The organism is Cytobacillus sp. SAFR-174 (assembly GCF_051964675.1).
Classification (GTDB): domain Bacteria; phylum Bacillota; class Bacilli; order Bacillales; family Cytobacillaceae; genus Cytobacillus.
The window spans coordinates 17,565-43,568 of the sequence record NZ_JBQCMZ010000002.1 but is presented as its reverse complement, the minus strand read 5'-3'; the positions used below and the strand labels follow the sequence as shown (position 1 = coordinate 43,568).

32 protein-coding genes are annotated in these 26,004 nt (G+C 41.3%); 10 read left to right on the top strand and 22 right to left on the bottom strand.

Going from position 1 to position 26,004, the window contains the following annotated elements:
* Positions 1-267: 267 nt before the first annotated feature.
* Positions 268-921: a DsbA family oxidoreductase gene (locus tag ACTHRG_RS02430; RefSeq protein ID WP_076257963.1), complete on the bottom strand. Its 654-nt coding sequence runs from the start codon at positions 919-921 to the stop codon at positions 268-270.
* A gap of 210 nt (positions 922-1,131) precedes the next feature.
* On the bottom strand, positions 1,132-2,139 hold the full coding sequence (locus ACTHRG_RS02425) for a DUF3231 family protein (protein ID WP_440230488.1): 1,008 nt from the start codon (positions 2,137-2,139) through the stop codon (positions 1,132-1,134).
* A 101-nt stretch (positions 2,140-2,240) separates the two neighbouring features.
* Between ACTHRG_RS02425 and ACTHRG_RS02420 the strand changes: the two genes are divergently transcribed.
* Positions 2,241-2,783, top strand: coding sequence for a hypothetical protein (locus ACTHRG_RS02420; RefSeq protein ID WP_440230487.1), 543 nt, complete (start codon positions 2,241-2,243; stop codon positions 2,781-2,783).
* A 5-nt stretch (positions 2,784-2,788) separates the two neighbouring features.
* Here the strand turns inward: ACTHRG_RS02420 and ACTHRG_RS02415 are convergent, their stop codons facing one another.
* From ACTHRG_RS02415 to ACTHRG_RS02405, 3 genes are all read right to left on the bottom strand, one after another.
* The gene (locus ACTHRG_RS02415) at positions 2,789-3,904 is read right to left on the bottom strand and encodes a cysteine desulfurase family protein (protein ID WP_440230486.1); all 1,116 of its coding nucleotides are present in this window, start codon (positions 3,902-3,904) and stop codon (positions 2,789-2,791) included.
* 379 nt (positions 3,905-4,283) lie between these two features.
* Entirely contained in the window at positions 4,284-4,664 is a 381-nt protein-coding gene (locus ACTHRG_RS02410; RefSeq protein WP_440230485.1) for a VOC family protein, read from the bottom strand.
* Positions 4,665-4,759: 95 nt separating this feature from the next.
* A complete protein-coding gene (locus tag ACTHRG_RS02405; RefSeq protein WP_175609088.1) occupies positions 4,760-4,987 on the bottom strand; it encodes a hypothetical protein in 228 nt (75 codons plus the stop codon).
* Positions 4,988-5,219: 232 nt separating this feature from the next.
* Here ACTHRG_RS02405 and ACTHRG_RS02400 point away from each other — a divergent pair, with 232 nt between their 5' ends.
* Entirely contained in the window at positions 5,220-5,513 is a 294-nt protein-coding gene (locus tag ACTHRG_RS02400; protein ID WP_440230484.1) for a phospholipase, read from the top strand.
* 110 nt (positions 5,514-5,623) lie between these two features.
* Positions 5,624-5,995, top strand: a complete 372-nt coding sequence (locus tag ACTHRG_RS02395) for a VOC family protein (RefSeq protein WP_440230483.1) — start codon at positions 5,624-5,626, stop codon at positions 5,993-5,995.
* A gap of 66 nt (positions 5,996-6,061) precedes the next feature.
* Here the strand turns inward: ACTHRG_RS02395 and ACTHRG_RS02390 are convergent, their stop codons facing one another.
* The gene (locus ACTHRG_RS02390; protein WP_440230482.1) at positions 6,062-6,289 is read right to left on the bottom strand and encodes a hypothetical protein; all 228 of its coding nucleotides are present in this window, start codon (positions 6,287-6,289) and stop codon (positions 6,062-6,064) included.
* A 119-nt stretch (positions 6,290-6,408) separates the two neighbouring features.
* Here ACTHRG_RS02390 and ACTHRG_RS02385 point away from each other — a divergent pair, with 119 nt between their 5' ends.
* On the top strand, positions 6,409-7,278 hold the full coding sequence (locus tag ACTHRG_RS02385; protein WP_440230481.1) for an EamA family transporter: 870 nt from the start codon (positions 6,409-6,411) through the stop codon (positions 7,276-7,278).
* 191 nt (positions 7,279-7,469) lie between these two features.
* Here ACTHRG_RS02385 and ACTHRG_RS02380 read toward each other — a convergent pair whose 3' ends face one another.
* The 3 genes from ACTHRG_RS02380 to ACTHRG_RS02370 all read right to left on the bottom strand — a co-directional run bounded on the left by ACTHRG_RS02380 (position 7,470) and on the right by ACTHRG_RS02370 (position 9,659).
* A complete protein-coding gene (locus tag ACTHRG_RS02380; protein ID WP_076257973.1) occupies positions 7,470-8,321 on the bottom strand; it encodes a GNAT family N-acetyltransferase in 852 nt (283 codons plus the stop codon).
* Between the two features lie 156 nt (positions 8,322-8,477).
* Positions 8,478-8,888 (bottom strand): RidA family protein, encoded by a 411-nt coding sequence (locus ACTHRG_RS02375; RefSeq protein WP_440230480.1) that lies wholly within the window; start codon positions 8,886-8,888, stop codon positions 8,478-8,480.
* A gap of 207 nt (positions 8,889-9,095) precedes the next feature.
* On the bottom strand, positions 9,096-9,659 hold the full coding sequence (locus ACTHRG_RS02370) for a hypothetical protein (RefSeq protein WP_440230479.1): 564 nt from the start codon (positions 9,657-9,659) through the stop codon (positions 9,096-9,098).
* A gap of 338 nt (positions 9,660-9,997) precedes the next feature.
* Here ACTHRG_RS02370 and ACTHRG_RS02365 point away from each other — a divergent pair, with 338 nt between their 5' ends.
* Positions 9,998-10,462, top strand: coding sequence for a hypothetical protein (locus ACTHRG_RS02365; protein WP_076257976.1), 465 nt, complete (start codon positions 9,998-10,000; stop codon positions 10,460-10,462).
* 38 nt (positions 10,463-10,500) lie between these two features.
* Here ACTHRG_RS02365 and blaOXA read toward each other — a convergent pair whose 3' ends face one another.
* Positions 10,501-11,289 carry a class D beta-lactamase gene (blaOXA, locus tag ACTHRG_RS02360; RefSeq protein WP_440230603.1) on the bottom strand — a complete coding sequence of 263 codons (789 nt, stop codon included), beginning with the start codon at positions 11,287-11,289 and terminating at the stop codon, positions 10,501-10,503.
* Between the two features lie 154 nt (positions 11,290-11,443).
* Here blaOXA and ACTHRG_RS02355 point away from each other — a divergent pair, with 154 nt between their 5' ends.
* Complete coding sequence (locus ACTHRG_RS02355) at positions 11,444-12,781, top strand: PLP-dependent aminotransferase family protein (RefSeq protein WP_440230478.1); 1,338 nt, start codon at positions 11,444-11,446, stop codon at positions 12,779-12,781.
* A gap of 56 nt (positions 12,782-12,837) precedes the next feature.
* Here the strand turns inward: ACTHRG_RS02355 and ACTHRG_RS02350 are convergent, their stop codons facing one another.
* The 5 genes from ACTHRG_RS02350 to ACTHRG_RS02330 form a co-directional block, all read right to left on the bottom strand.
* Positions 12,838-13,923 (bottom strand): YkvI family membrane protein, encoded by a 1,086-nt coding sequence (locus tag ACTHRG_RS02350; RefSeq protein ID WP_440230477.1) that lies wholly within the window; start codon positions 13,921-13,923, stop codon positions 12,838-12,840.
* A 94-nt stretch (positions 13,924-14,017) separates the two neighbouring features.
* Positions 14,018-15,184, bottom strand: coding sequence for an o-succinylbenzoate synthase (gene menC / locus ACTHRG_RS02345; protein ID WP_440230476.1), 1,167 nt, complete (start codon positions 15,182-15,184; stop codon positions 14,018-14,020).
* A gap of 21 nt (positions 15,185-15,205) precedes the next feature.
* The gene (locus tag ACTHRG_RS02340) at positions 15,206-16,024 is read right to left on the bottom strand and encodes a GNAT family N-acetyltransferase (protein WP_076257980.1); all 819 of its coding nucleotides are present in this window, start codon (positions 16,022-16,024) and stop codon (positions 15,206-15,208) included.
* 2 nt (positions 16,025-16,026) lie between these two features.
* A complete protein-coding gene (locus tag ACTHRG_RS02335; RefSeq protein WP_076257981.1) occupies positions 16,027-17,154 on the bottom strand; it encodes a M20 peptidase aminoacylase family protein in 1,128 nt (375 codons plus the stop codon).
* On the bottom strand, positions 17,151-18,014 hold the full coding sequence (locus ACTHRG_RS02330) for a MurR/RpiR family transcriptional regulator (protein ID WP_076257982.1): 864 nt from the start codon (positions 18,012-18,014) through the stop codon (positions 17,151-17,153). Before ACTHRG_RS02330 ends, ACTHRG_RS02335 begins: the two co-directional genes overlap by 4 nt.
* A gap of 202 nt (positions 18,015-18,216) precedes the next feature.
* Between ACTHRG_RS02330 and ACTHRG_RS02325 the strand changes: the two genes are divergently transcribed.
* Positions 18,217-18,873 (top strand): TetR/AcrR family transcriptional regulator, encoded by a 657-nt coding sequence (locus tag ACTHRG_RS02325; RefSeq protein WP_076257983.1) that lies wholly within the window; start codon positions 18,217-18,219, stop codon positions 18,871-18,873.
* A gap of 68 nt (positions 18,874-18,941) precedes the next feature.
* On the top strand, positions 18,942-19,154 hold the full coding sequence (locus tag ACTHRG_RS02320) for a hypothetical protein (RefSeq protein WP_076257984.1): 213 nt from the start codon (positions 18,942-18,944) through the stop codon (positions 19,152-19,154).
* 286 nt (positions 19,155-19,440) lie between these two features.
* Here ACTHRG_RS02320 and rpmG read toward each other — a convergent pair whose 3' ends face one another.
* The 4 genes from rpmG to rpsN form a co-directional block, all read right to left on the bottom strand.
* On the bottom strand, positions 19,441-19,590 hold the full coding sequence (gene rpmG / locus ACTHRG_RS02315; protein ID WP_076257985.1) for a 50S ribosomal protein L33: 150 nt from the start codon (positions 19,588-19,590) through the stop codon (positions 19,441-19,443).
* A gap of 143 nt (positions 19,591-19,733) precedes the next feature.
* Positions 19,734-20,099 carry a hypothetical protein gene (locus tag ACTHRG_RS02310; RefSeq protein ID WP_076257986.1) on the bottom strand — a complete coding sequence of 122 codons (366 nt, stop codon included), beginning with the start codon at positions 20,097-20,099 and terminating at the stop codon, positions 19,734-19,736.
* A 31-nt stretch (positions 20,100-20,130) separates the two neighbouring features.
* The gene (locus ACTHRG_RS02305) at positions 20,131-20,379 is read right to left on the bottom strand and encodes a type B 50S ribosomal protein L31 (protein ID WP_076257987.1); all 249 of its coding nucleotides are present in this window, start codon (positions 20,377-20,379) and stop codon (positions 20,131-20,133) included.
* 23 nt (positions 20,380-20,402) lie between these two features.
* Entirely contained in the window at positions 20,403-20,672 is a 270-nt protein-coding gene (rpsN, locus tag ACTHRG_RS02300; RefSeq protein ID WP_076257988.1) for a 30S ribosomal protein S14, read from the bottom strand.
* Between the two features lie 145 nt (positions 20,673-20,817).
* Between rpsN and ACTHRG_RS02295 the strand changes: the two genes are divergently transcribed.
* Positions 20,818-21,519: a hypothetical protein gene (locus ACTHRG_RS02295; protein ID WP_139325612.1), complete on the top strand. Its 702-nt coding sequence runs from the start codon at positions 20,818-20,820 to the stop codon at positions 21,517-21,519.
* A 17-nt stretch (positions 21,520-21,536) separates the two neighbouring features.
* Positions 21,537-21,752, top strand: a complete 216-nt coding sequence (locus ACTHRG_RS02290; protein ID WP_076257990.1) for a hypothetical protein — start codon at positions 21,537-21,539, stop codon at positions 21,750-21,752.
* Between the two features lie 491 nt (positions 21,753-22,243).
* Here ACTHRG_RS02290 and ACTHRG_RS02285 read toward each other — a convergent pair whose 3' ends face one another.
* From ACTHRG_RS02285 to ACTHRG_RS02275, 3 genes are all read right to left on the bottom strand, one after another.
* Positions 22,244-23,842, bottom strand: coding sequence for an ABC transporter permease (locus ACTHRG_RS02285; protein WP_076257991.1), 1,599 nt, complete (start codon positions 23,840-23,842; stop codon positions 22,244-22,246).
* The gene (locus ACTHRG_RS02280; protein ID WP_076257992.1) at positions 23,842-24,744 is read right to left on the bottom strand and encodes an ABC transporter ATP-binding protein; all 903 of its coding nucleotides are present in this window, start codon (positions 24,742-24,744) and stop codon (positions 23,842-23,844) included. The genes ACTHRG_RS02285 and ACTHRG_RS02280 overlap by 1 nt, the downstream gene beginning before the upstream one ends.
* Positions 24,745-24,943: 199 nt before the next feature.
* The gene (locus tag ACTHRG_RS02275) at positions 24,944-25,582 is read right to left on the bottom strand and encodes a TetR/AcrR family transcriptional regulator (RefSeq protein ID WP_286148577.1); all 639 of its coding nucleotides are present in this window, start codon (positions 25,580-25,582) and stop codon (positions 24,944-24,946) included.
* Positions 25,583-26,004 lie beyond the last annotated feature (422 nt).

The following is a 26,004-nucleotide window of genomic DNA, read 5'->3' as shown; positions in this document are numbered from 1 at the left end:
CATCATATGCCTATGAAAAAAGAAGGTACGTTGTTTTATTAAGTTGGGCTTGGGTATACAAAAAACCAGTCATGTCCCTGACTGGTTCCTGGAGCGCTCTTTTTCCCTTTTTGTGTCCGAAGTTGCACCCGGTTCTGACTCTGGAGCGCCCATTTTCCCTTTTTGTGTCCGAAGTTGATCGGGGTTCTGACTCTAAACCGCTCTTTTTCCCTTTTTGTGTCCGAAGTTGCACCGGGTTCTGACTCTAAACCGCTCTTCATGATTTAATTATTCCTTCGGGATTTCACAGCCGTCATCATCACAGATTATACCGTCATTGTCATTAAGAACAGTTATCTCGTCCTCTGCTATAATCTTCTGCAGTGCTTGAATGATCATCTCTGTTGGCTGTGCTCCGCTCAGTGCATATTTCTTATTAATAAGAAAGAACGGTACTCCTGTAATGCGGTACGCTTGAGCCAATTGCTCATCTGCACGGACTTCCTCTGCAAACGCATCGCCGGCAAGCATTTGTTCCGCTTCTTCCCGGTTCAGGCCCACTTCTTCTGCTAGCTCGGCTAACGTCGCAGGATCTCCGATATGCCTGGAATCCGTAAAGTAAGCCCGCAGCAGCCGTTCTGTCATTTCTTTCATTAACCCATTTGTTTTTGCAAACATCGTCAGACGATGAGCGTCAAACGTATTAGTGAGAACGATGGTATCAATGTTGAATTCCAGCCCGGCGTTTCTCGCCATCTGCACCATGTTTTGTGTGTTGGCTTTGGCCTGTTCAATCGTCATCCCATATTTCTTCGCCAATTTTTCATACATGTTATCCTGAATATCCCGCTCTGCCGTCGGGTCCAGTTCGAAGCACCTGTAAGTCACTTCGATTGGATGGTTAATCTGTTTAATGGCATCCTCCAGATGCCTTTTGCCAATATAGCAAAACGGTCAAGCGAAGTCAGTCCACATTTCAATATGCATACCTGATTCCTCCCATACAGTATTTTCTTCTTTAGTATAGTTGGGTGGATTTTATTTTACACGGAAAAAGCTCAGGGCCAGGGTTTGCTAATTTGGGATTAGGGCACTTACTGCGCTTATTCCTCCCGATTAACGAGCATGTACCTTCTATTTCAGCGTTATTTATCATCTGTTTGCCAGTTCATCATGATCTGCCGGATGCGGCGGCTCCTCGAACCAGCCATTTTTAATCAGAATGTTTGCACCATCTTCAGCAAAATTAGCGATTTCAGCAGACAAGCGGATGAAATTAAGCGAAATATCTTTTCGTGCACTCGAAGCAGCACTTGTTGCATAAATCCCTGCACTCAGGGCAATAAGCGAAGTGGTCATAAACATCATCAATTTATCTGAAAAGGGAGGTGTTCTGGAATCTGTTACTTCCATATCCCAGGACATGCTAACAGGCAAGTAACTTTCTTCAAGCAGCTCCTGAAAGACCTTTGTATGTTTCGCTGCAATATCCCTTCCCCTTACCATGAATTGACCGACTTCCTTGGATTGGGCAACCTGGCTAAACCCGATCATGACCGAGTTTCCCATGGCATTTCTCTTCAAATTGGAATGGATATTGGTTATTTCAATCACATTCAGGGGCCTCTTATCACCGAACAAACCGCCCATAAATTTTTTGCTCTCGACAAAGCTGGTTTCTTTTACCGGGATGACATGGGGAGATCTCATATACAAGCCTTTATCCACCAGCATTTGTTTTACTTTTGTTTCATACTCATTCACTTCCATCAAACAAGTGTTAAAGTACTCCACAATATCAGACCGGACAGAAAGTGTTTTCGAGAGCGCATAAAAGTTTACTGCAAACATGGCGATATTATAAAGGAAATGAAGAGAGAAATTTTCTGAGAACAATCTTGGGGCTGCAGTGTTCATATCCTCTTCAGACTTAAATCCATAAGGCACGGATAACCCTTCATTTTCAAAAAATCCAGTCAGCTTCTGTAAATGTGTATCCGTTAATTGAAGACCTTCCTGAAGCATGGACAGTAGTTTCTGGTCTTCAACTGTATTTGAAAAATATAAGAAAATACACTGACTCATGCTGCTGTTCAAATAAGACGACCATAACTGCGCTATTTCTGCTGCAGTCAATGCAGTGTTCTGACTATCATTCATGACTACACGTCCCTCCTTTTTCTCTTAGCATTTCCAAAAGATGAAAGAATTACAAAGGGATTAATAAATAATTAAATATTGCACATCCTAACTATTGGGAGGTGTTTCTTTTGATCGTTTATTACGGTTCCATCAAGAAATTGGATCACTTTCAAAAAGAGCAGGCAAGGCAAAGGAAAATGGAGGAATTAGATACACTTGGAATCTGGTGTACATCGAATTTTGAGTCTGCTAAGTCATTTGCCATTGGGACAGAAACAGTCTGCGAAAAATCGGAAACGGACTTCTGGGAAGATGGAACAGCGAAAGTGGTTCAATATGATAAGTTAATACGTGGATTTGTCTATAAAGTCTATATAGATGAACCAAACTTAAGAGCATTTGATTCTTATGATCATTTCATGAATGAGAGAGACCCCTTTTGCGACTATGCAAGCACAAAAAAAAGACACCTTACCTGGCAAGATAAGGCGATCCTATTGAATAAAGATGAAGCCAACACCCTATTTTGCAGAAGCCTGTTGAAACAAGGCTACGATGGGATGGTCATTGCGAAAATGCCAATTGAAACCGGCCCTGAAGATATGTATTGCATTTTTTCAGGCGATATTATGCAGATTGCTGATGTCTTTCCAATGGAATAGCGCTCCTAAATCACCTCTTTAAGCCAGGAAACCACCTGATCAAGCTCCTCTTTTGTCGTATATTTCCCCAGACTGAATCTGACAGCGCCCATTCCAATGTGTTCCGGAACCCCCATTTCCTTCAAAACTGGAGATAATTCCACTTTTCCTGCATGACAGGCAGATCCTGTAGAGGCTGCAAGCTGAGGAATGGCTGATAAAATGTCCTGGCCAATCCGATTCATAAAACTGACATTCAGGGTATTCGGCAGCCGTTTTTCTTCATGTCCATTAAGGAAAACTTCAGCTCCAAAGGCCTCCTTCAATTCACCCCAGAAATAAGTCGTTAAGTCAGCAAGCCCGCCGCCCGAGACATGCTCCCCAGCTAATTCACAGGCTTTGCCGAGCCCGGCTGCAAGCAAAGTGTTTTCAGTTCCTGCTCGCTTTCCAAACTCATGTCCTGCCCCATGAATAAGCGGTTCAAGCTCGATGCCTTTTCTGATATATAAGGCGCCAATCCCTTTAGGCGCATACAATTTATGACCGGCAATGGTTAGCATATCCACATTCAGCTCATTAACATTAACAGGCACCTTCCCGGCGGATTGGGAAGCATCAGTATGAAATGCGATCTTGTGCCTCCTTGCGATTTCCCCTATTTCTTCTATTGGCTGAAGATTCCCCACTTCATTGTTTGAATGCATAATGGTGATCAGAATTGTGTCTTCCCGAATGGCCTTTTCAATATCGCCAGCAGAAACCATTCCATATTTATCCACATTCAGCATCGTGAGTTCAGCACCTAAACTCTCGAGAAATTTTAAGGGCTCGATTATGGCAGGATGCTCTATTTTTGATGTAATGATGTGCTTGCCTTTTGAAAGATGCTTGAAATAATAGCCCTTTAATGCGAGGTTGTTTGATTCACTTCCGCCGCTGGTAAAAATAATCTCTTCAGGTGAGCATGACAGCAAGTCAGATACCTGCTGCCTCGCACGATTCATTTTTTCTTTTACCGGCAGCCCTGCCCAGTGAGGTGCGGAAGGATTTCCGTAAAAGTCTGTCAGAAAAGGATACATGTGATCTGCAACCTCTGGGGCCAAAGGTGTGCTTGCGTTGTAATCGAGATATACTTTGTTCATTTCCCTTCCCCCTTTCTTTAAGAATATCAAAATAATAAAGGAAATAGAGCTTTAGTTTAATTTAAAAAGGGATGCCCCCGCACCCCTCCCACAAAAAACATTTAACAATAAATTTACAGACCATTTATCCTGCTTTAATAAAGCAGGCTTAAAATAAAAATATACCAACTAATCGAAAGGAGCTGGCGCTATGCTTGAGAAACTTTTTAGATTAGCGGTCCTGACTATTTTTTGTACGCTTTTCCCGTAAGCTTTTATCCTAAAAACTCAGTTTTTAGTTTTTTTTTATTTCCCAATGGAAGCCCGGCATCAAAATGTGAGCTGACAAGTCTATGTAATGCTCGATCAACTGCCGCGATATCGGCTTTCACTCAAACTTTTACTTTCTCTCCATTACAGCAAAGTAATTCTCTTCACCATCCGCAAAGTTAAAAACCCGGCCTGAAGGCATTTCTGCAATTTCTCCAACCGTAATGCCCTTGTTTGAAAAATCGCTATGAAGTCTTTCAAGATTTTCTGTAAAAAACATCAACGAAGGGGTGCCCAGGTTTATTCCCGGCGACATCTTCGCTACCCATTCCTTATTATGCAGAATCATACTCGTCTCCGACTCCTTTGATGGAGATACTTCGATCCATCTCATTCCCTGGCCATTATCTTCCTCGGCCAATACATGAAATCCGGCTTTTTCAGTCCAAAAATTTACTGCTTCATCCTGATTGTTAACGTATAGCATAATTTGTCCGACTTGTTTAATCATGTTCTTACACTCCTTTCGTTATTTTTATATTAAATAAAACTGAAAATTTAATCAATTAAAAAAGAGCCCTGCCCCGGGGACAAAGCTCAGCCTTCTTAGTAATAGTAAGGATATGGAGCGTACGGGTAAGGCGGGTATGGATAATAAGGATATCCAAAGCCAGGTCCCGGCGTCAGCAATGCTCCTGTCGCAAGCCCTCCTAAAAATCCAAGCCCCAGACCAAAGCCTGGTCCGCCAAACCCGAATCCCGGCCGGCCAAACCCGAATCCGGGTCTTCTTCCAATTCCAAATCCGGGACGTACTCGATGGTCAGTGAAATACATGCCATTGTGCGGAACAAACTCCTGTGACACCGGCATTTGCTGGTATTGATAATCCAAACGGAACTCCTCCTCTGTATTTGTCTACAGTAAAGGATATGCGTCAGTTGCCTATGGGGTATGGGCCCCTGCCCTTAATTCGAAAACAATCTTCTTTTAATAGATAAGTAACCACACCCCTGTTATGGTTCTGCCATATCTATAAATTAAATTGATATAAAAAAGAGGGATACTAGTGACCAGAAGAAAACAGATTCCTTGCCTTTTTCCCGGATACCGATGGTGCGGTCCGGGATGCAGCGGACCAGGCGCCCCTATTAATGGAGTGGATGCATGCTGCAGAGCTCATGATAAATGCTGGGCAAGCGGGAGATCCAAATGCAGCTGTGACCGGGAATTTATCAGATGCCTAAAGCCAAAAACAAACCTGCATGGCGAAGAAGGAACCATTGCGACGATCATTTATATTTATATGAAGATTCAAACTGATTTTACCTGCAGCCGGATTCGGAAGAGAAGACTTTATTAGAAAGCGGCACTAGTCGCTTTTTTTTATTCACAGTAATATTGCTTTATTTGATTACTTCAATTAAACTCAAAATTAGTTATCTGAATAATAAGAAAACCGAAGGAGGAACCATGAAACTAGGTGCGTTTTCAGTAAGCTTAAGCGTAAAAGACATTCAGAAGTCAAAAGAATTTTACGAAAAACTTGGTTTTGAGGCATTAGGCGGAAATATTGAGCAAAATTGGCTGATCTTGAAGAATGAAAACTGTGTGATAGGTCTATTCCAAGGCATGTTCGAGAAAAACATCCTTACATTTAATCCTGGCTGGAACCAGAACGCAGAAAACGTAGAGGAATTCACTGACATTAGGGACCTTCAAAAGCAGCTGATGGAACAAGGGATCTCTATTATAAAAGAGGCAAATGAATCAGGCTCCGGCCCTGCAAGCTTCACCCTTGAAGATCCGGATGGCAACGCTATTCTTTTCGACCAGCATAGATAGATATTCTTCTTACATAAAAATAGAAGCAGCAGTGCCCATTGTCACTGCTGCTTTAGCCCAAAACAATCACCGTTCATTTCCCCTTTTAAAGTTCCCCGTTATCTTCGCCATGATTAATTGCCTGCTCTTTTCATCTTCAGCATCACTCATTCTTTTTAGAAACTTCTCTGCCTCTTTACCTTTTAGAATCTTCACTTGTTTTCCATTAAAATCAAGAAACACCGTGCTATTTTTATTTACCCGATAACTAAATGGTTCTTCATCCAGGCGATTCCTTTTATCAATATGATCCATTTTCTTCCTCCCTTCTTAACCAAACTATAATATAAGAAAACAGAATTTTTTAACTAAATAAATCAAATAATATTCTATACATCTATACTTATCCAATTGCAGAAGTGGAGTTCATGTGTATGAGCATAATTTTAGCCCTGCTGGCCGCATTATTTGCATCTTTCACCGCCATCCTTGCGAAAATTGGGATTGAAAAAGTTGATTCCAATCTGGCTACCGCAGTCAGGACAATCGTGGTGGTCATCATGGCTTTTTTAATGGTCCTTATTACTGGTGAAACAGAAAGCATCTTTACTATTTCGGTAAAATCGTACATATTTCTTATTCTCTCAGGCCTGACAACCGGCCTATCATGGATCTTCTTTTTTAAAGCCATTCAGATTGGAGATGTATCAAAAGTAGTTCCCATTGATAAGTCGAGTGTCGTCTTAACGATCCTCTTATCCTTTATTATTCTCAGGGAACCCGCCACAGCTCTGGTTGTTTCAGGCGGAATCATTATTTCCATTGGAACCTTTGTCTTAATTGGCCGGGACAGGAAAAAGACACGCGAAAAGAAAGTATTTAATACGAAGTCCTATATTTTTCTGGCCGTCCTGTCCGCTGTATTTGCTGCAGCCACCAATATTTTAGCGAAGATCGGAATTGAAGACGTCGACTCCAATGTGGCTACCTTTATCCGGACTGTGGTCATCATTCTTTTCGCCTGGGGCATCGTATTTTTCCAGGGGACTGTTAAGGAGCTTAAAAGCATTTCGAAAAAGTCCTATTTATTTCTTTTCCTCTCTGGAGCCGCAACCGGATTATCCTGGCTGTGCTATTTCGGCGCTCTCGCCATCGGCAAAGTTAGTGTCGTGAACCCCATTGATAAATTCAGTGTGGTGCTGACAATGATTTTAAGTTTTATTATTTTAAAAGAGAAGCCGTCAATGAATACCATTGCAGGCGCCATTTTGATTACGATTGGGACGGCTTTGCTGATAATCTAGGTGTTAATTAAAGATAATTTCATAAGAAAAACGGCTTAAATCCTCAAATTGAGCCGTTTTAATGGAACTTGGGTTTCCAGCACTTTTCAGAAACTATTTAAGCATTATTAATGTATTAGTTACTTGCAGATAGACCAAATTTATTTTCGGATAATATATTTTATTTGCGCTTAGCCAATAGCATTATTCCCCTATCCAAAAGCCTGCGAAGCAATAGCATATAATGAATTGTTCCTCTGCGGCATAGCTGCTGAATTTTTCATCATGACGGGAGGAGTGTTTATTTTAACAAAACCGCTTCGCTCCAGATAGAACATAAAATCCGTTCTTCCTCCTGGAACATCAATTCGCAGCTTCCCTTTATGATGTAAAGCCAATTTTTCTACGATTAAGGCAGCTGTATCTGAATCTGGAGCTGCAATGGGTCCAAGTATTAAATTGACTGGCCCCTGTATGGATAATCCATATCCAATGATCTCTCCATTATTATTTTTAACAACAAGGCATTGTTTGGACTGGCTGATTCGATTGCGGAGAAAAACGCTTCGCTTATCCCCAAAGGCAGCCCAATCCAAATTAACAAGCTCAGCAAAATCAGACTGATTAAAGTCTTCTATAAAAACTCCATCATGATCCTGTGAATGCACAGGAACGAATTGATCACAAAGAAATTTGCTTATAGAATCCACTGTTTTGAAACCCACTTTTTCATAAAGGGGCTTTCCTTCCTTCGTTGCAATGAGCATTAGCGGCATATCCCCATTAATACTTTCAGCACACTTCCGGACTGCTTCCATTGCCAGCCCTAATCCCCTGAATTCTTCATGGACAATAACCATGCCAATCGACGCCAGTTTAGTGTCATAGGGGATAATGGCTGAACTGGATATAATTCTTCCTTCAGCATTCTTATGACCGAAAACTCTCCCGGATTCCAAAAGTGTTCTTACTTCATATTCATCATAATCCCATCCAACCGATGCCGATAAATCTATTAGGCCAGGAATATCATATTGATTGAATTCTGCTAGTTCAACTTTCATTCGCTTCTCCCTTTAATTCTTTTGTTTTTTCACTCCAATAAGTATTAAATATCCTTAATACAAAATCCTTCCTGCTTAAAGTTCTAAAAAAGAGATAAAAGAAAGAAATGGACCCGACTGCTATTGCAGGAGGGTCCATTTCTTTCGTTATGCGGATTATTTGGCATTTTGGGGTAAGGCAGCAACCGCTTCTATCTCAACTAATTGGCCGCTATAACCTAAAACAGTGACACCAGACAATGTACTTGGAACATCATGAGAACCGAATTCTTCTCTGACTGCCTGCCATACGGCCACCAAATCAGACTGAGCAGAGGATGCAACGAGAACTCTTGTATAAGCAACATCCTCCAATTCAGCGCCACATTCCTGTAAGGCTGCTTTCAGGTTTTCCACACAAAGTTTGGCCTGTTCTTCATAACTGGTTCCCTCTGGCACACTGCCCTCTTGATCGAGCGGACATGCCCCAGCCATAAAATAAAGATCCATTCCTGCAGGGACATGGGAGGCGTAAGCATAGTCAACGGCAGGTAAAACCTGAGAATGTATGAATGAGATTTTCTTCATTTCTTAAATTCCTTTCCTGGCATTTCCTATTTTAATTCCACCTATATATAAAATTTCCTTTTCCAGTTAAACCGTTTTTATCTTAGGCCTTGTTTTTAAATATCTATGTTGTCCATTGATTTCTATCAAGGCTGCTCACTCTCCACTGCTACTTTGTTTTTTTATGCATCTGCTGATTTGTTGTAATAACACTTTAGAAGAAAAGTCTTATTCCAGCTCAATCTCCTTAAACCAAAACTCCAGGGCATCCATTGGTTCATCCCTTGTATGTGCATAATAAATTTTTACTTCGTTTGGGTTTGCATTTTCTGGGAGAACAAATGAAAAACTAAATTCTTTGGAAGTCTCTATATCAAATATTTGAGGATCTGATACAGGAGGATGCTGATGTTTTATCCATTCTTGAACCGATTCTTCAAAGTAAAACATGTCCATTTTTTCATAATCCTCAAATCTGTTTCGCTTAACATTTGTTACTTCCTCATTATCAGGGACATAAAAAACAATAAAATCAGTGGGAAATCTATAAGCATCTAATGGTTTGTTCCAAACTCCTGTTACTGTATATGATTGATTTTCCTTTTGGACAGTAAAATTCAATGAATCAGGAGTTGTATGATACCAAGAGTTAAAAAACACAAATCCAGCAAAAAGGAATATTGCTAATACCGGCAGTAAAAATAGCAGTGCCACTATTCTGCTCGTCTTCCAAAACTTAATTCCTAAAATAAATAAACCAATAAGCACTATAACTGCAAGTATAATAGACATTTATTTACCCTTTCTCTATTTTCAATTATTCATTCTAATCCGGCTTACCCCAATAAAGTAACCGATTATAGGTGAAATTCCATACCCCATGATTGGCATTGGAAAATGACCATTTCCTTGAAGACTTTAACATATTTATTAACCATCCCGTTAAATAAACTTCACCCTGCGCTTTATTAAACCTCTAATAGGGCGATTATTCTTTAGCATAGTCAACAGCAGGCAAAACCGGCGAATGTATTTTCCTCTTTGACATTTACTAAAGTAATTCAATCTATATATAAGATTTCCTTTTTCTGTTAAACTATTTTTATTAACCATTTTAAAAGGCGGGTGACATGTTGCGGAGTTTAAAATTAGTAAGTATGATCGTTATTGCCTCTGTCACCTTATTGTTTGGCTGTTCGGATAAACCGGTGGATCAAGCGGAATTCCCGCCTGAGAAGACTGCATTTGCTGCAGTGAATGGCTCCGAATATCCAATGGAAAAAGGAAACTTTCGGTGGACCCGAAAAAAAGGCATTGAAACAGAATCAGTAACCACTGATCACGCATCACCGAATCAGATGGCGGAATATCTTAAACCTATTCCTGTCAAACCGGACCAGAGAGTCAAAGTGAAAATTGAAGATAACCCCGTTATGAAGGTGTATTTATGGAATGAAACAGGAAAAGAAAGAGAAATCAAAATGGAGGATAATCAAATAACTGTCCCTTCAGAAAAAGGCAAATATATTTATGAAGTCTTAGCTCAATGGAAAAACGGTGAAATTTCTTTTACATTTGTAGCGGAAGTTCAGTAATAACAGGGAAACCTGGACATGGTTTCCCTTTTCCCAGCTTAGTTATTAATGATTTTTTTCTCCTTCAATACTTCCAAAGCAATATTCCTGGCCTCAGTCCCTGTTCCATCGATATTCACCGCAAACACCCATGTACCCTTCTCCGTTTCAATAAACCCAACATACCAGCCCAGTCCCATGTCAGAGAGCCTTGTCCCTGTTTTGCCATGTAAAGTGAAATGATCCTGTTCATCCTGAATCATCATTCGTTTGACTGTTTTTTGATTTTTTTCAGTAAAAGGCAGTTTCTCCACCACGAGCTTTTCGATTAAATCAGCTTGTTCCGCTGCAGATATTCTTAGGCTGCTGTCCAGCCAGAACGTATCAATGCCACCAGATATGTCCTGGTTTCCGTACGGAATTTTTGTAACGTATTCCTGCATGTTTTTTTCACCAATCGTTCTAGCCAGGTCCTGGTAAAACCAGATAGCCGATTCCCTCATCGCAGAAGCAAGCGAATGATCCCGGTTCCAGCTTTCGAATTCCCGTTCGACTCCATCCCACCGTTTCACCTCATACTCATCCCGGACAGCTGCAGTCTCCAGCCCGATTAGGGCATTGGCGACTTTGAAGGTTGACTCCGGCGTCAGTCTCTCTATACTCCTATCCTTGTTATAGACATAAACCTTGTGATTCTTAAGATTTTTGAGAACCATAGTTCCCTCTTTACCTGCAAAAGCTTCTTCAATGTGCAGCTCCTTCGTGTTTTCTTTTCCGCCTAATGCCTCAGCACTTGTACCTGCCAGCAGCAATAACAAGGCAAGAACGGCTATACCCGCTCTCCTCATACACTTCATCTTTTCTTCCTCCTTCATAAAATAGGATTTCCGTCATGATGTCTGCTCTATATTTGTCCCTTATACTATAAACAGCATGTTTCATAGAGAAAAGAACAGTTTTAACCATCTGTACCCATACAAATCACCAGGGAGATGTGAATTCGTGAGTACTAAATATGATGAAATCATAGGAGAAATCCAATCAAGATTGGATGATGAACAGTTGAAATCCGGAGAAAAGCTCCCTTCTATCCGCAAGTTTGCCAAAGAATTCAACTGCAGCATCAACACTGTACTGAAAGCTTACAGTGAATTGGAGAAGGCTCACCTGATTTACTCAGTGCCCAAAAGCGGCTATTTTGCAGTAGGCTCGGATATGCCAAAACAACAAACTCAAATGAAAATTGACTTTGTCTCCGCAGGACCGGATAAAAGCAGGATGCCCTACCGAGATTATCAGCATTGCATGAACCAGGCAATTGAGATTTATAAAGAGGAAATGTTTCAGTATTCCCATCCCCTCGGCTTGGCGAGTCTTCGGCAGCAGCTTTCAGCTCAAGCTAAGGATCTGCAGGTTTTCGCTCCGCCTGATAGAATTGCGGTTGTATCAGGATCCCAGCAGGCTCTGGATCTCTTGATCTCACTGCCTTTTCCCAATAATAAAAAAGAGATTTGCGTTGAACAGCCAACACACTTTAGTTACATCGATTCGATTACTTCTCGCGGCCTGAAGCCGATCGGCATAGAGGTGAATCAGAATGGCATTGATCTTAATAATCTGGAAAAGGTCTTCAGAGAACGAAGCGTTAAGTTTTTCTACACAGTCTCCCGATTCCAGAATCCGACAGGCTGCAGCTACACCAATCAGGAAAAAAAGCACATTGTCGAGCTCGCTCAAAAATATGATGTCTACATAATCGAAGATGACTATATGGGAGACCTTGATACCAGGAAAAAGGCAGACCCCATGTTTGCCTATGACCCTAGCGGAAGAGTCATTTACACAAAAAGCTTCTCGAAGGTTCTGCTTCCAGGACTTCGATTAGGATTAGCCGTTCTTCCGGAAGCCTTACTAAAAAGTTTTACACAAGCTAAATTTGCAGCGGACGTCCAAACACCAGTCCTCACACAAGGGGCACTTGAGATTTATTTAAGCAGCGGGATGTTTAAGGCCCATATTGAAAAACTCCGCCGGCAATACAAAAAGAAAGGCACCATTCTCAAAAAAGCGTACCTGGAACATTTGCCGCCTGGTGCTGCTTTTACTGGCGGGGATTCGGGGTTCTATTCGACAGTTGAGCTACCGGGCAGAATGAAAGCAAAGCATCTTGTGGAATATCTCCAAAAGAAAAATGTATTGGTTCAGGATGCAACAGGTATGTACCTCCCTGAGTACAGACAGGAAAACCGGATCCGGTTAAGCGTGTCTCAGGTGGATGACCGGAAAATTGCAGTTGGAGTGAAGAAGATTGGGGATGGGATTCGCACGTTAGCCAAATAGGGATGTTGAGAAAACAAAGAAAGCTCAGGAGACCTGAGCTTTCTAAAAAATAGTTTCTATTGTTTTAAAACAACTCCGCTTCCAATCCTCCCAACTGCCTTCCTCTTCCCCCTAAACCATGCAAACACAATCGCCGCAATCAATGTAAATCCTAAGTACCCCATTAAAGGATATACCGTTCCAACCAAAGTGATGAACCCGATGAAACTGGCGCCAAAAGCGGCAGCTCCAAATAATACAACGAAGATATTGAATTTAGGATTCTCTCTTTTCACGATCCTTGCAGTGAAGGCATACAGCATGCCAACAGCTGTGTTATAGATCATACCCAGCAGGACAACAAACATTAACAGTCCAAATGCCGGTGAGATTTCATTTGCAAGAGCAAGAATCGGCATCGGGGATCCTTCCACCACATCCATTTTGACCAGCAAAGCTACATTGATCAGTAAAATCAGGACACCGAGGCCTACACCGCCAAGGATGCCGCCCATGCCAGCCTGCTTTTCATCCTTTGTTGTGCCGCCCATGACAGCAAGCATGGCAGCACCAGCCGCGACATTATAAGAAACATATAGTAATCCGCCCATAAACCAGTTGGACGCAGCAGGTGTTTGGCTTTCCGCCAATTTCTGAACTTCCGAGAAATCCAATCCCATCGTGCTTAGAGCATAGCCGCTAATGATAACCACCATGAGCAGCAGAAATGGAGTCACCAGGCTGATAATTGAAATGACTTTTTGGATGTTCAGACATACTGTCAGGATCGTTAACACAGCCATAATGATATTTCCGGCCATGCTCGGGATGCCGAACTGCTCTTCAAAGATCGATCCCGATCCGGCAAGCATGACGACGGCCACCCCAAAAAGGAAGAATGTAATGATGAAATCAACAGCCATCCCAAGATACTTTCCGCAAATATGGTAAATCACATCTTTATGGGAATCTGTCTGCAGACGGCTTCCAAGCTGGGTTAAATTCATGCCTAGAAAAGCAAAGAAAAAAGTCGCCAGCACAGCTCCGGCAATCCCCATCCAGCCAAAGCCCGTAAAAAACTGCAAAATTTCCTGCCCGGAAGCAAAGCCTGCTCCGACAATGACCCCGATAAAGGCCCCGGCGATCTGAATACTCTTTTTCAAAACTATTCCCCCTTTAAATATTTGAATTTTTTGACAACTTTGTTTAAAAGAGAAAGAGAGTATCCTCTCTCCCTCTGAGTGCTATTTGCTCTTTTTATTTGACTGGAGTGACACTATTCCCGCCAACAAGGGCTGCTTGTTCATTCTGCTTCCCCAGAGCAAATCTCTTTTCAAAAACAGTAAACTCTCTAATAGTTTCATAATTCGGTTCATAGCCAATACCGAATCTTTCTGGAACCTTGATCATCCCATCTTCAACCGTTACTTCAGGGTCAATCAGATCCTTCTCCCAATAGCGGGATGATGCAGCTGTGTCCCCTGGCATAATAAAGTTTGATAGTGTGGTTAAGGCAATATTGTGTGCCCTTCCGATGCCAGATTCCAGCATGCCGCCACACCATACCGGGATGCCGCGTTCCTGGCAGAGGTCATGAATTTTTTTGGATTCTGTCAAGCCCCCGACACGGCCGATTTTGATATTAATAATTTTGCAGCTTCCAAGCTCAATCGCCTTGCGTGCATCTTCATAGGAATGAATGCTTTCATCGAGGCAGACCGGTGTTTTAAGTTCTTTCTGAAGGACAGCATGATCAATAATGTCATCAGAGGCCAGCGGCTGCTCAATCATCATTAAATCAAATTCATCCAGCTGTTTTAACAGGTCAATATCTTTAAGAGTGTAGGCTGAGTTTGCATCCGCCATAAGCGCTATATCCGGAAAATGCTTTCTTACTTCCCTCATAACTTCAACATCCCAGCCCGGCTTGATTTTCACTTTAATTCGTTTGTAGCCATCCTTTACATATTCACCTATCAGGTTCAGCAAGTCCTCAACTCGATCCTGAATCCCGATGCTGATTCCAACTTCAATCTCATTCGCTGTCCCGCCAAGCGCCTTCGCAAGCGGAATTCCCTTCTGCTTGGCATATAAGTCCCAAACAGCCCCTTCGAAAGCCGATTTCGCCATATTGTTTTTCCGTATGTACGAGAGCGTTTCCGACACTTCATCAGGATGTTCCATTTCTTTGTTTAATAGATTCGGAATGATGAAATCTTCAAGCATATGCCAGTTCGTCTTCAGTGTTTCTTCGTTATACCATGGTGAATGAAAAGCTACTGATTCTCCCCAGCCGCTCCTACCGTTCTCATCCTTTGCTTCCAATAAAAGAAATTCTTTATCCTGAAACGTTCCAAAGCTTGTTGTAAATGGTGCTTTCATTCTCATTTTCATATGCCTCAATACGACTTCTGTCACCTTCATATTCATAACCGCCTTTTCCTGTTAGTTGAGTTTAAGCTCGTTTCTCTGAACTAATACATAGTAGTGTACCGGGCCTTCTGAGCTTTTTTGAAAACCCGCCATGGCGTACCCTTTTGAAAATAACGCCTGAAAAATTCCTCTGGTTTTGAAGCGCCAGTCCATCGCAAGCTCGAAATTTTGATTTTTAATAGCTTGAAAGTTTGCCGGAATCGGGACAAGCACAGATCCTCCAGAACGATCCCACTCCGTATTCAATAAAATTGGAAAGTTGTCTTCTGATAGTCCCCAGTCGAACGGATTCTCGGCAGAAGCTGCTTCAATACTCAATCGCTCCTCCACATGTGAACTGGTAATCCACCATTCCACCTTTAACCGGTCTGTCGGCAGTCCATGATTCAAATTATCATCCATATCTCCATAGCAATTCTCCACATAAGTGGAGCAAATCGCATTCAGCTTGGACAGGTTCAGGTATGCATTCCGGCTTTCAAGCGGATCAAACGTCCAGGTGATCAGGTCATATCCCATCTCAGCGGCCAGTTCCTTTTGCTTCTGCTTTAAAAACGCACCAAGCCCCTTATCCTGGTGGTCAGGGTGAATGCCGAGCATATGAGAGCATAAATATCCTTTTCCCCTGTTGAAACCGGGAAATCCGTAGCTGAATCCCACCAGTTCTTCTTCTATAAATGCCCCGAGGAGAAGCCCGCCGTTCTGGGCAGCTGTGATGGTTTGATGAACCGGAAGCGGAGCCATATTCCAGATGATCTCTTCCAGCTTTTGAATCAGATTCATATCGGATGCTGTCTTTAATACCCGCAAATCAATTGTCACAGCAGCCATCTTCACTCCTCCTTTTCCAAAGTGGCCATTACCGCCCTGGCCAATATTTCCACCCCTGAGTAAATCGCTTCCCGATTGAACGTCATGTCCGGATGATGAAGACCCGGCTGCAGGTCACAGCCCAATCCGAGCATCGTGGCCTTAATATTCGGCTTTTTGAGGGTATAAAAATGGAAGTCTTCCCCTCCTGATGTCACGATTGGCTCCCGTAATTGGCCGGCTCCAAGTACATCGATTACGGCCTTTTCGAGAAAATGCTGCGCTTCTTCATCTACCTCAGCTGCTGCCACATTCGCTTTCGTCTCAAGTGTAATTTTGACTCCATAGAGCTTGGATAAATACTCCGTGATCGTTTCAATTTTTTCAGACAGTGCGTTTATCACTTCATTAGTTTGTGCCCTCAGATCGAGGCTGAAGGAAGCTTTTCCAGGTATGATATTCCCAGAGTCACTGCCCGCATGGAACTTGGTCATTTTAGCCGTATAGGGGACCATGGGATCCAAATGAATGTTTTTAATTTCATGAATAAAAGAAGCGCCAATCTCGATGGCATTCTGGCCAAGATGCGGACGGGCGCCATGGGCGTCTTCCCCGATAATTTCCCCGGTCAGAAATCTTGCTGCACCATGGTAAATGGCTGCTGATGCTTCCCCGTCCCTTATTTCCTGGATAGGTCTTAGATGTACACCATACAGGTAATCCACATCATCCAGCACACCATGCTCAATCATTTTGAGAGCTCCGGTGCCCTTTTCTTCAGCAGGCTGGAAGATGAATTTCAGCTTGCCTTTTTTGGGGAATCCCGCCTTTTGAAGCAGCAGCATCGCCCCTACTCCCATTGTCATATGGGCATCATGGCCGCAGGAATGATTCGCCTGAAACTTGCCGTCCACTTCCTGCCAAAGTGCGTCCATATCCGCTCTCAGGGCGACACATGGACTTCCTTCCCCTACTTCAACAACCAGACCGGTGCAATCCCCAAACAGCTGAACCTGAAACCCCCGGCATTCCAGGAATTTCTGCAGGTACTCGGTTGTCTTATATTCCCTCCAGCTCACTTCCGGATTTTCGTGCAAATGCGTAAATACCATCTCTAATGCGGGTTTAAGCTCTTCAATCATTTCCTTCAATCTAACTTCCCTCCCGGCTGTATAAAAAAATGCTCACTTTCCAGCTTTTCATATTGTTCTTTCCTTGCTTGAAATCGGTCACGATCTTTTATGGACACCCCAGCAATCACAGCATTTAGAAAGGAAAATAGTGCGGGTGCCGCATCAATCGTCGATTTTTCCGATGAATGTATTTGAAAAAGCAAATCAGCATGCTCTTTAATCGGCGCGATCGCTGAATCGGTTATGCCAATCACAAATGCTCCCTGCTTTTTCGCCAATTCCGCCATTTTGATCGTATCCTTCATATAACGGTCGAATGAAATGGCAATGAACGTCGCATCCTTATCCATTTCAGTGACCGTCAATAGCAGATCATCCGTATCCGGCCGGATCAGCTTCGCATTTCCCCTCACCACCCCAAGGGTAAAAGAAAGCCAGCTCGCTGCCGAGAATGATGACCTCAGCCCTGTAACGTATATTTTCTTCGATTCGATCAGCCGGGCAACCAAAGCATCGAAATCATCCTGACTGATATTCTGCATCGTTTCCCGTATATGCAGACAATCCTTCTCCATCACATTCGCCAGGAACTCCGGCTTTTCGGCCAATTCCACCTTATTCGTAAAATACTGCCCCAGTGTACTATTCACCTTTAATAGCTGTTCCCTTACCATCTTCTGAAGCTCCGAATACCCGGAAAGCTGAATCGAATAACAAAAACGGATGACTGTCGTTTCACTGACCCCGATTCTCTTTCCAATCTCGCCAGCTGACTTTACGGCGAAATCCTTCGGCTGGTCGAGCAAATACTTTGCTGCCTTCTGCTGACCTTTGGAGAGGTTAGGAAACTCTTTTTCTATTGTCTCTTTTAATATCATGTAGGATCACCTTAAGATTATGAAGTTTTAGCTGTATTATTTAGTTTTTTGAAGTTTGTACTTCGTTTTAACTAAACTATCATACATTTCTTCGGAAAACAATAATAATTCTGAAAATTTTAACAGGGATTTCTCTTGACAAATTTTTCATTAATAAATAAGATACATACATACGAATGTATGTAAAAGGAGGTTTGCATTTTTGCCGCGCAATAAATACCCGGAAATAACAGAACAGCGTATATTAGAAACAGCAACCAGATTGTTTTTAGAACAAGGCTGGGAACAGACAACCATTCAAAATATTGTGGATGAATTAGGGGATTTGACAAGAGGAGCGTTTTATCATCATTTCAAATCAAAAGAAGATATTATTGACAGAGTTCTAAAACAATTAGCAATAGAAAATGATCCGTTTGAACAAACAAAGAAATTGACAGGTTTAAATGGTTTAGAAAAACTAAAACATGCCTTTCTCTTTTCTTTTACAAATCTTGGACAGCTGGATGCCATGAAGTCTATTCCTGCCATTTTAAAAAGCCCCAAAATTATCACAAGCCAGTTAATGGACTGTATTCATACAGGAGCTCCTGATATAGAGTCGTTTATTGAAGAAGGAATAATAGACGGATCTCTCTCTGTCCAATATCCAAAACAGGCGGCTGAAACACTTATGCTGCTAACAAATATTTGGCTGAGTCCCATTATTTTTTCAGTAAATACAGATGAATATATGCATAAAGTGAAACACTTGCAAGAATTGTTTACTGGTATCGGTCTTCCGGTTATAGATGAAGAAGTAATATCCGCCCTTGAAAATTTTCATAAACAATTCAGCGAAATAAATAGGCTGCCATAAGGCAGTATATTTTTATTTAAATACATACATTTAAATGTATGTAAAAATAATGTTTCGGAGGTTTTATTATGGAACACAGAATTGAAAGCTCAATTGATAATTTCCTTGCCACTCTCTCTCCTTTCATAGAATTAGGGAATATGGGTTTTGGTGTTATTTTATTTATTTTTGGGATATTTTTTATTTTACAAAGTCCTTCAAAAAGAAGTGTGAAACTAATAGGTGTATTTTGTTCGGTGGCTGGTGCAGCCGCTATCGTAAGCGGCATATTTCAGATTTAACTGATTTGTGCTCGATAAAGTGAAACTTCAATCAGTGGGGGTTTTCCTTATCCCCCACTGATTGTTAGTTGAACCAATCGGGCCTTTACGGGCAGTTTGACCCCCCCACTTATCCTCCTTGGATTCCTCTGAGTCTTGAAGTGGGGGTCTTACTGCCCGTTAGACTGCGATAAAAAAGCCCAATTCGCTATCAATACAGCGAAATTGGGCTATATAAGCAGCAATATGCCACGATAGATGAACATCTTCCCCACCCGTTCCTGTCGCTTCAAGAACTTATGTCCGATTACTTCGTTTCACGGTGCAATGTATGTTTCTTTAAACGGGGTGAATACTTCATTAATTCGATCCGGTCAGGATTGTTCCGCTTATTTTTGGCGGTAATATAATTCCTGTCCCCTGTCTCTGTACAAGCCAATGTAATCTTTACTCTCATTTTAATTGCCTCCTTATTACCTTCTTAAATGCTTGCAGCAATTTTCTCTTCCGGCTGGCGTTCCACTGGAATCCTTGAATGCCGCCTCCTGCAATGGTCCAGATTTTAATACGAAATCATTACGATTTAAAACCTAAAAATTTTTACGACTTACTTTTATTTAAGGAGAAATAAAAATATTTGACTTTATTCCTGTTCTTTCCTGCCCGGACACTGTCTGTCAGTTCGACCCATGTGACATGTTTCAATTTATTCTCAAGCTGCCTGTTAATGGTGTCTTCAATTTCATGCATGGTCATCATCAGCTGTCCAAATGAAAGGTTAAAATGTGCTGCCGCCTGCCTATGAGGTGAATGCTTCACAAGCAGAGCCATAAATTCTTCAGAAGTCGAAGCCTTTTGAGCCAGCTCTTCTTCCAGACCAACGACATATTCATAAATCTCCTTTTGCTTAGGAGGAAGTGACTTTACAATCTCTCTTGAGATCATTTCCATAAGATGTGAATTCATATCTTTCACCTCACCAATTGGGGAAACCTTACTAGCTCTTCATGTTATATCTCTTCCTAAATCGTTCAGCACGTCCGCCGCGATCCATGAACTTCTGAACACCTGTATAAAAGGGATGTGTATCTGAGCTCACTTCGACTTTAATTAATGGGTATGTGTTTCCATCTTCCCACTCGACTGTTTCATTTGCTGTTTTAGTTGATCCTGTCAAAAATTTAAAACCGCTGTTCATATCCATGAATACTACTTTATGATATTCCGGATGAATATTTTCCTTCATTTTCATTACCTCCAAATTTTATTTTACCAGCTGGATTTTTTAACTCCCGGAACTTGCCCTTTATGTGCAAATTCCCGGAAAGCGATTCGGGACATTTTAAATTTGCGTAGATATCCCCTGGGTCTGCCCGTCACTTGGCATCGGTTTTTCAGCCGTGTCGGTGATGAGTCTCTTGGCAGTTTCCGCAGAGCTTCATAATCCCCCTTCTCTTTCAGTTCCTTTCTTAATTCTGCATACTTTAATACAATCTCCTGCCGTTTTAATTCCTTAGCTACTTTTGATTTTTTTGCCAATGAATTCACTCCTTTTTAATGAAAATCGTAATTATTACGATTTGTATAATGTTATTTAATCACATAAATTTTGATCTTGCAACTCATGTAACTTCACAACTTCCTTTAAGCTGAAATCAAGTATCTAAAAAAACTTAGATCAAGTTTGTATAAGGCAGTTTTTTCTTTTACATCAATCTGGTTATATGAAGCAAGAACTTCTGAAAAATTACTGAACACTAGCATCGCTGATAAAATTGTCATAATCCCAATACTTATTTTTTTCTTCATGACTAATTGTCTCCTCCAAGACGTACTTGAAGTCGGAGATAACGAACTTACATATCATTGGAAAGACTCAGATGGTATTGAACAAAGTGTAGATTTAATCGTTACTTTAGATACTGCTGGAATTATCTCATCTGTAAAAGAAAAAAATGTTTCTACTGATAAACAACTAGAAGATATACAAGCATCTATTAAAAAGAAGGATAATACAGGAAAATTCACAACAATGTCGAATAATGATGAGGTGCCATATAAATTAAATGGCGGTATGACTTCATCTCAATTTGTAAATACACATGCATTTGATAGGCATAGATTTCTAAAAGGCGCTTCCTCTACTTGCAGCAGAACTAGATACGATAAGGATGTAGGAGTGAAAAGTTTAAGAATGTATACGGTAAGAGATTACGATGAAAAGTTTTCTAGGAGAGAAGCAGATAATTCTACAGCAACATATTATAGTAAGAGATATAAAAGCTCCATATCTCAGTCGAAAAGCCTTGATTATATTAATACTACATGGCATCGTGTAATAAAAATTGATGGTGTTGAAGCAACTCACCATCCACTCTGTAAATAAAAGAGGTGTAAATATATATGCGGTTACAAAACCAGATTATTATTGAATGGACAATTCGGAATCATTATAATGACTTCTCCTTTGAAAAACATCTTGCTGACGTAATAAATGAATCTCATACACTTAAAGAAGGGGAAGCATTGCAAATTCATCAAGTAGTCCCTGTTGGTGAATTCAATAATGAAAAGGTTTATATAATTATTTTAAATATTGTGCCTGAAAAAGTGAATTGAGCATTAATTTGTGAAATTGGGGCAAACAAATAAAAAATCGTTTCTTTTTTAGTTAGGAAACGATTTTTTTATGCTGTAATTTGGTCAAAATATCCAATAATAAGGTGATTTTAATTATGGACCTTTATTTGGCCGATGCTTTTAACCCCATCAGGCACTTTTACAGAAGAAGGAGTAGGAATTATATTTTTAATATTATTGTAGCTTGTAAATAACTCCCTTTCAGTACGAAGGGGCACTTTAAGATTAAATATTCATTAAAGCAACCACTTATGGTTGCTTTCAGAGTGTAGACAAACCCCTTATTCAAAAATTCATCTGATGAAAAAGGGGTTTTGCTTCTTTTTTTGTAGCATATTTGGTAGTTCATGTTCCGAAACAGTACCATATATTGATGAGATATTAATTACAAAAAACGGCTATCGACTTTGTCGACAGCCTGACACAATCCTAAATGGATTGCGTTTCTTAATTTCTATCCTTACACATCATTATTCAATATCCCGCTTATTAAATCCTATAAACCCGGCTAGCGTCAGCACAGCGGCAGCCACACATAATAACAGCAGCGGGACAATTGAAAATTCCTCAATCGGTGTCTGCGGAACATGGCCAAAAGGAGAAATGCTGCCGATCCATTCAGAGAATTGGAATAAACCTCCTAAATAGAGCGCAATAAATGAATATAAAACATAAAGCCAAATGAAACCAGAGAATTTCGGCAGGAATCCAATCAGAAAGACGGCAAGGCTGATCATGACCAGCATGGCTGGATAATAGGACAGTGCTGCCCCAAAAATCATTCCAAAGGATAACCCGCCTTCAACCACAGAAGTCCCGGCAGACCATAGTCCGAGTGCTGCCAGTGAGATCATGAGAAAACCATTAATGACAGAAATAACGAAATAGCTGCCTAGCAGTTTGGTCCGGGAAACCGCTCTGCTCAAAAGATGAACAATTCGTTCTTTCTTCTCTTCACCTCGAAGTTTATTCATGGCCATCACTGGAGGAATCGTTGCCATAAGTGAAATAACAATCATCAGCATGGGAATGAATTGTTCCACCAATGTTACTCCTTCTGTTGGCTTAAGGAGCTGCTTCATGGCTTCATTATCGGAGAAAAATGATTCCAGATCCCCTAATACTGAACCGTAGGAAGCCCCGAGCACAAACATCCCGATTGCCCAAGAAATGATTCCGGTCCGCTGCAATCTTAACGCATGGCCGATCGGACTCTGCAAAAAGCGGGATGCATATTGTTTTCCGGGCCTGGATGGAAGAAATCCGCGATCCAGATCCCGAATAGCATTCAAATAATTCGCAAAGGCAAATAGAACTATGGCTGCAGCAATCATCAATACAATTGGCCACCAATTATTAGAATCATAGACTTCTGCTTTGGTTACCCAAGCGAGCGGCGAAAGCCAGGATAATGATTCATTGCTGATGTCTGTGATTGCTCTAAAAAGATAAGAAATAAGAAGGATGGCTATCGAATACCCAATTGTCCCCCGTGAACTATCTGAAGCCTGAGCAAATACGGCTGTTACACCTGCGAAAAATAGACCCGCCGCCCCTAATGCAGCACCATAAAGCAATGACCCTTCCAGATCCATGCTTTCAATTCCAAGGGCATAAAGGCCGAATCCATTAATCAAAGCCAATCCGATGCAAGCTGCCGATACTGTAAGCAGTGATGCATTTAAATAGGATAGACGCCCTACAGGCAGCGATCGGAGCAATTCCAGGCGTCCATCCTCTTCATCAGCCCTGGTATGCCGCGTTACAAGCAGGATGTTCATTAAACCGGTCACAGCTGCTGTCATTAAAAGCATTTGATGGGCTGTCATGACACCAATTGTATAGTTGCTTAAATCCGCGGGACCAGTCATGGCAGTCATCGCCGGGTTGGCCATCGTTTGTGCCATAGCATCCCTTTCCTGCTGGGAATTGTATAATCCCTGAAAGGCTGTTGGAACGATTATCGTAAAAAAGGTAAGTGCCAGCACCCACATTGGGATCCGCAAACGGTCCAGCCGGAAAATAAATTTTGAAAGGAAAGCAGTTTTTGCCAAATGATTGCCTGCCATCAGCGGACACCTCCTATATCCTTTTCCCCTTCATAATGGCGCATAAATAAATCCTCTAGGGTTGGCGGGGCACTTTCCAGCCTGCTGATGCCAAATGGAGAAATATGCTTGATCACAGCATCTATTTCCGTCGTATCCACCTGAAACGTCATCCCATGTTCACTTTCTTCAATGTCATGGATGCCATTTAGTTCATTTAAACCTGTAATCGGCAGCTTCGTATCAACAAGCATTTGAGTCCGGGTTAAGTGGCGAAGTTCACTTAAAGTACCTGATTCAATAATCTTGCCTTGACGGATAATGCTTACCCGGTCGCACAGCTTTTCTACCTCTGATAAGATATGACTGGACAGGAGAACGCTCTTCCCTTGTCTTTTAACATCTAATACACATTCCTGAAAAACCTTTTCCATCAAGGGATCGAGTCCTGATGTCGGCTCATCCAGAATGAACAGGTCAGCATCAGAGGAAAAGGCTGCAACCAGAGCCACCTTTTGCCTGTTTCCTTTAGAGTAGGTACGGCACTTCTTGGATGGATCCAAATCAAACTTCTCTATTAACTCCTCACGTTTTGCCTTATTTGCAGCACCATTTAATTTTATGAATAAATCAATGACCTCACCCCCTGTTAAGTTCGGCCATAAATTCACGTCACCAGGCACAAAGGCAACCCTTTTATGAATGTCGACTGCATCCTGCCAGGCATCCTTGTTAAAAAGCTTTACTTCCCCATCCGTTGCCTTTAAAATCCCCAATAATACCCGAATAGTGGTTGACTTGCCTGCTCCATTTGGGCCAATGAACCCCAGTACCTCACCTGCGTTTAACTCAAGATTTACCCCATCCAATGCCGTAAACTTGCCGAATTTTTTTGTAAGATTGGTTACTTTTAAAAGGCTCATGCTCATTCCCCCCCATTTTTATAAAGTGAAACTTCAATCAGTGGGGGTTTTCTTTATCCCCCACTGATTGTTAGTCGCGTTCTAGTGTCGCTAAGATCTCCGCTAGCGCTTCGATCAATCGACACTACGAACCCGATTGGTTCAACTAAGCCTCTACCTGCGCGTCGGCAAGTTTCACTGTATCTCACCAATCGGGCCTTTACGGGCAGTTTGACCCCCACTTATCATCCTTTGATTCCTCTGAGTCTTGAAGTGGGGTCTTACTGCCCGTTAGACTGCGATAAAAACAGCTCTTTAAAATTTCTTTATAGCTGTCCCATTCGTTAAACACCTCGGTACCGATATCCTCAAATGACTTAATTTTGGCGATTTGCAGTTCCGCAAAACCAGTCATGGTCCAATTCAGGATATTCATTGCCTTTTCAGGTTCTATATCCTCCCGAAGCTTTGACCAGTCGATGTTTTCGTAGATTCTTTTGAAGCCATCTTTTTGAATGTTTGCCAAGAGCTGATTTTTTTCAGATTTTACATCCTGCGCATCTTCTTCAAGCAGGGATTTCAAGAAATTAAATACAAGGGGATACTTCTTTTGAATGTTTAATTTAATAAACCCTATCTGGCTGATCCTTTCAAAAATGTCCCTTTCATTCATGTCTATTTCAACATAGATTTGTTCAATGATGTTTAGTGCATTCTGAATTAAAAATAAGTACAAATCCTTTTTATTGCTGAAATAGTTAAACAATGAGCCTTTACTTATTTGTGCATCCTTTACCATTTCATTTGTAGATGCCTTTTCAAAGCCGCTCTTTACAAATTCCTTCATGGCCGCATTGATAATCCGTTTCTGTTTATCGGGTTTTAAGCTGTAAAAAGTAGTATTAATTATATTGCACTCCTTTCACAATAATGACCAATGTGGTCATTTTAAAAATAACAAAATTGACCACACTGGTCAATATTTTTCCGTCAATTTTTTTGACAAAATTTATCAATTTGTTATTCTTAGTTTTATTTGAAAATAGAGGGGATACATGCTAATAAGGGGGTGATCAAATTGACTTTGCTTTTCTATAAAGCAATGGAGGCTTTCAAAAAGGATGCTGAAAACCAGAAAAAAGAGAAACAGCAAAATGAAATGTTGAATGTACAAAAGAAATAATGACACGAATCAGCTCTTTCATCCTTTTGGATGATTTTTTTTTGAGTAACAAGTCTCTCCTCCAGAACAGAGAGAAACTTGACTATCCGAAAAAGTTA